This window comes from Kamptonema animale CS-326 (genome assembly GCF_028330895.1).
Taxonomy (GTDB): Bacteria; Cyanobacteriota; Cyanobacteriia; order Cyanobacteriales; family Microcoleaceae; genus Kamptonema; species Kamptonema formosum.
Genome location: NZ_JAQMUA010000388.1, coordinates 1 through 5476, shown reverse-complemented (window position 1 = coordinate 5476; position 5476 = coordinate 1). Strand labels below are relative to the sequence as shown.

1 protein-coding gene and 2 pseudogenes are annotated in these 5476 nt (G+C 47.9%); 2 read left to right on the top strand and 1 reads right to left on the bottom strand.

Features of this window, described 5'->3' with window-relative positions; translation table 11 throughout:
* Positions 1–299: pseudogene (locus PN499_RS22785) on the bottom strand (GNAT family N-acetyltransferase); the annotation flags it as partial.
* 887 nt (positions 300–1186) lie between these two features.
* Between PN499_RS22785 and PN499_RS22780 the strand changes: the two are divergent.
* Both PN499_RS22780 and PN499_RS22775 read left to right on the top strand, forming a co-directional pair.
* Positions 1187–4807, top strand: coding sequence for a response regulator (locus PN499_RS22780; protein ID WP_272034898.1), 3621 nt, complete (start codon positions 1187–1189; stop codon positions 4805–4807).
* A gap of 72 nt (positions 4808–4879) precedes the next feature.
* Positions 4880–5476 (top strand): annotated as a pseudogene (locus PN499_RS22775) (hypothetical protein); the annotation flags it as partial.

Genomic DNA, 5476 nt, shown 5'->3' with positions numbered 1-5476 from the left:
GTTCCCAACAGACGACCCTGTGCCCCCTCCCTGCTAGAGGTGAGCTCAGCCGCCAAACAAATATAATGTTCCGAAGCCGATCGCAACCGGTTTCTTAAATCTTCATAAATACCCAACCGCAACACTGGATAAATCAACTCCATAATCCCCTCGCGAGAGTGAAAGCTCAGAGCCAAAATTTCAGCCAACTGCGTCAGATCCTTAGATACAGCCGCCCGGATCAGAAAGCGAGAGGGGCCAGACGGACATCGGGAGCTTTCTAAATCGCGGGACATCGAAGAAAAAAAGAAAGGATTCACAACTCCAAGCCAAGTTTTAATTATCAGCCTATCAGAATCACCCAGCCTCATACTGGCAAATAAAGCGATCGCCGTACCCAATCGCCCGTAGGAATTAGAGTCAGGATTATGTCACCATTGAACGAGGAGTAGATTTTTACCTCCGCTACCGGGAAACGTCTTCCCATGAAGCTTTTCCCGCTACAGTCCAGATTACCTTTAGCCTTTTGAGGCTAGCCGAGCGGCAGCAATGCCCCCCAGCCTTACTCGCCAATACCGCAACTGTGTTAATAATAATTAGACATCAGGATGAATCCCCGCAATTGGGCCATTATTTAAACTCTTGTTCCTCTGAGGGCAACCGTAGTTAAGATTAACAGTTGAGACTCCCACCCTGGTAAGGGATGGGATTATTTAGAAGACAGCTATGGCTGTGAACTATACTCACTTTCATTGATTTCAACATTCAGACAGATAGCGGTTTATGCAACAGGACAGCCCTAAAACAACAGCTAAGCTAGTGTCTTCTGCCTTTAGGCACCAATTGCCCTTAGAATTTATTAGCCCTTGCGGGATTCCAGCAGGGGCGGGTTTACAAATATCTGCACTAACTAGAGAAGATGTTGCTCAACCCGCCCCTACTTGCGAACATACTACAAATGCAACTTTTTTACCCTGCTTGGTTCACTCGCCGACTGTCCTATATTTAGCCACTCGGTTTGAGTTTTTAAACTCAAAACACTTGGGTTTGAGGAGTTTCAACCCTGACATATCGGGTCTTTGTGTTTTAGTAAAACCGCACAATCTAGCATTAACATATCTGTTGACTAATGTCAAGTTGCTGTGCCTAAAGGGTCAAGAACTCCTCCAACGCAAAAGGCGATGGGTTTCCGTTTTGGAGAATCTCTATGAATTCTCAAACTAACCGTAAATTAAAACTATTGGTCGTCGATGACGAGCCTGATAACCTTGACCTGCTCTACCGCACCTTCCATCGGGATTACAAAGTGCTCAGAGCAGATTCGGGCCCGGCTGCCTTGGAAATTTTAGCCAGAGAAGGTGAAATAGCCGTCATTATTTCCGATCAGCGGATGCCACAAATGAGCGGTACAGAATTTCTAAGTTTAGCTGCCACTAGCTATCCCGATGTAATTAGAATTATATTAACGGGCTATACAGATGTTGAAGACCTAGTAGAAGCTATTAACTCTGGCAAAGTATTTAAATACGTTACAAAACCTTGGGATGCCGAAGAACTCAAAGCCCTCGTTAGCCAAGCAGTCGATACCCACAACGTCCTCAAAGCTCGCACAGAAGAACTGCGGCGGGCTCTTAAACAAGGCTCTTTACTATACGCAGTCACCAATACCATTCGCTCTGCACCGGATTACCGGCAGATGCTTCAAAGAATAGTTGAAACTGTCGGTCATATGTTTGACGTGAGCTGCTGCCTGCTGCGGCCTTTTCAAGACGGGCAGATGGCTGAAGAGTGGTTTCTGTATGAAAAACAAGAACCAAGACCTAAAGGGTTAGAAGGGGATCTGTTGAGCAGGGGAGCGGAGGAGAGGGGGAGATGGGGAGATAGGGGAGATGCGGGAGATGCGGGAGATGCGGAAGCTAAATCTTCCTCCTCCTCTTTATCTCCGCCTCTCCCAGTTTCCCCCTCTTCCTCTTCCCTCTCCGCCGACATTTTGCCGCTTTTAGTTTGGGAAACTCTAGATGTAGAGGTAATCCAAGATGCTCAAAGCGATGAAAGGGTACAGAACCCCGAAAACTGGGAGCGGAAACAGGCTTACTCGGCTGCGAATATTTGCACCAGCTTAATAGTGCCACTGTTTTATCAAATGGAACTAATGGCAGTGCTGGCGTTACATCAGTTTGAGAATTCCCGCCAGTGGCAAGACCATGAAGTGCAGTTAGTGATTACTGTTGCTGACCAAGCCGCTTTAGCCCTTTCCCAAGCGCGGGCCTACGAGCAAGTTCGAGCGCTAGCAAAACGAGAGGCCCTTGTTAATACCATCACTTCAGCGATTCGCTCCTCGCTTGACCCGCAAAATATCTTTGCCGCTATTACCCAACAGTTGGGACAAGCACTGCATATTGATGGCTGCGCCCTGTCTCTGTGGACAGAAGATGATGAGTATGTCCAGTGCGTGGGGCTCTACGATGCAACCATGAATGCGGTGGCTGTAGGAGAATTTGCCGAAGGACACAGGCCCTCAAACACTCAGGACGAGATCGATTTTAGCGAACCCGATCTCCCATCCTTGAGTGTTGCTCCTTATTCTCTGCCTCAGTCAGTGGTACCGATTCGAGGTAATCCGGTGTTGCAGCAAGTGATGTTATCGAAACAACCAGTAGCGCTGGGAGATCTCAACGAACATCCTGAGCTCAATGTGACTGAATTGCCGCTGCGATCGCCTGCGCGAGCTTTACTGGTAGTCCCCCTAATTTCTGATGGCAAGATTATCGGTAGCATTTCCCTGCGTCAAAATCGATCCACCCGCCGCTGGCTACCCTGGGAAATCGAGCTAGCGCAAGTAGTCGCAACTCAAGCATCTCTAGCAGTGCAGCAATCGCGTCTCTATCAAACTACTAGGCAACAGGCAGAACGTCTGCTGGAAGCCGATCGCCTCAAAACTGAATTTTTCCAAAATATCTCTCACGAGTTCCGCACGCCGCTAACTTTAACTATTGGGCCTCTGGAGTCAGCAGTCAGTTTGAAACAGGATTTACCTTACGAACAAGCTGCGATCGCCCTCCGCAATTCCCGCCGCTTGCTACGGTTGGTAAATCAATTACTCGATTTGCAACGCCTTGATGCTGGTAAGATGCAGCCGAGTTTTCGCCCTACTGACCTAGTAGGATTTTGTCGGAGTACCGTTGAATCCTTCCGGCCCTATTGCGAAAAGAAAGGTATCAATCTCGTCACTCAATTAGAAGATTGCCCTCCCCTATATTTGGATATTGAAAGGTTTGATAAAGTGCTCTACAACCTCTTATCCAATGCCATGAAGTTTACCTCATCAGGAGGGAACATTACTATTAGCCTTACTAATGCCAGCTCACACTGTCTGCTTCAGGTCAAAGATAGTGGTATTGGCATCCGCACAGAACAAATTCCCTACCTCTTCGAGCGCTTCCGTCAAGCTGAAGGCTCCGCTTCCCGCTCTTATGAAGGTAGCGGTTTGGGTCTGGCTCTGGTGAAGGAACTGGTGGAAATGCACGCAGGTAAAATTTCCGTAGAATCAGTTTATGGCGAAGGCTCTACTTTCACGGTTTGGCTGGTTAAGGGTTCGACGCACTTGCCCGCAGATCGATTGTTGGAAGTGCCTGCTGACTTTCACTCTGCTAAGGCGGCGGTGGAATTGGCGGATGTGGAGGCGGATATGCTTGAGGAAGAGGAAAAGCAAGAGGTTTCCATCGAAAGCGATTTGGTCAAAGCCGAGGACAAGTCGGAAAAGTTGTCTACTGTGCTGGTGGTTGATGATAATCCAGATTTGCGGACTTATGTAGCAAGAATTTTACGGCAAGCTAATTTTTCTGTGGTACTTGCTCGTAATGGAGCTGAGGGGTTAGAAATGGCGAAAAGTGACGACCCGGATGTAATTGTAACAGATTTAATGATGCCTGTGGTGTCTGGTTTAGATTTGATTCGGATGATTCGTGAAGATGATTTGCTCAAGGGTACACCTGTAATTTTATTGACAGCAAAGGCGGATGAAGATACTAGAATTGAGGGAGTAGAACGGGGGGCGGATGCTTATTTGTCTAAGCCTTTTAACGATCGCGAACTGTTGGCTGAGGTGCGGAATTTGGTGGCGCTCAAGCAAAATGAGCGCCGGGTACAACAGTTGAATACTTATTTAACTGAGTCCGTGTTGGGTAGGTTTTTGCCGCCTTCGATGGTGAAGAAGGCGGCGGCGGGGGAATTGAGTCTGGATTTGCGCCCGGAACCGCGCCTGATTACGATTTTGTTTAGCGATATTGTGGGTTTTACTGCTTTGGCGAATACTTTGCGATCGCGCCGAGTAGCTGAGTTATTAAATGAGTATTTGGCAGCGATGACTAAGGCTGTGTTCAATAATGGCGGTACGGTGGATAAGTTTGTCGGGGATGCGGTGATGGCTCTTTATGGTGCGCCGGAGGAGTTGACTCCTAATGAGCAGGTGCGCCGTGCTGTGGCTTCGGCTCGGAGTATGCTTTTGGCTCTGGATGAGCTAAATGAACGCTGGCAAGAACAGGGCCTTGTGGGGGTTAATGATGTTCCTCTGGTGCGTTTCCGTTGTGGGATTCATCAGGGTACTGCTGTGGTGGGGATGTTTGGTAGTGAGGAGCGATCGGATTATACGGCGATTGGGCCGAGCGTGAATATTGCGGCGCGTCTGCAAGAGGCGGCGGAACCAAATACGATTATTGTTTCGGCGGCGGTGGCGGATTATTTGGATGAGGATGAGATTGTTAAGTACAAATCGCTGCAACTTAAGGGAATTGATGAAACTGTGCTGACTTTTGTAGTGAAAAGATAGTTGGAAGAAGGAAGTTAACTGTTAACGGTTAACTGTTAACTGTTAACTGCAATATTTATTACTTATTTTCCTATGACTAGAACGCTTTATAAGAAAAATTTTACTTTCCAGCGCCGCTCTGAGTCGCCGATGTTATCGATGGCTGCGCTTTTAGGTTCTGTTGTCTTACACGCAGTGGCTTTCTGTTCGATCCGTCTTGGTGCTGTTAATTCTGTGCATACGGTTGAGAAGGAACCTATATCGGTTGAGTTGATTGAACTTTCTCCTATTGTAGAATCTCGTAAGCCTGTTTCTGGGGCGGTAATTAACAGTAAAATATTGCCGCCTATAGCTAGCAAGCCTATAACTAGCAAGGGTACTATACCTGATGGTGAAGTGATTGCTAAGTCTCAGAATAAGGTAGCTACAAAACCTGTGGCTACGCGATCGCCACAACCTAAGCCAGCATCTAAACCCACTGTCGCTGCAAAACCTGCTGCGCGATCGCCACAACCTAAACCAGCACCTAAAACCACTGTCGCTGTAAAACCTGCTGTGCGATCCCCCCAGCCTAAACCAGCACCTAAACCCACTGTAGCGGCAAAACCTGTGGCTACGCGATCGCCACAACCTAAACCAGCACCTAAAACCACTGTAGCTGCAAAACCTGCTGCGCGATCGCCACAACCT

Bases quoted from the DNA above. Each gene is read 5' to 3' on its own strand.
- PN499_RS22780 (WP_272034898.1), top strand. From the start codon at position 1,187: ATGAATTCTCAAACTAACCGTAAATTAAAACTATTGGTCGTCGATGAC.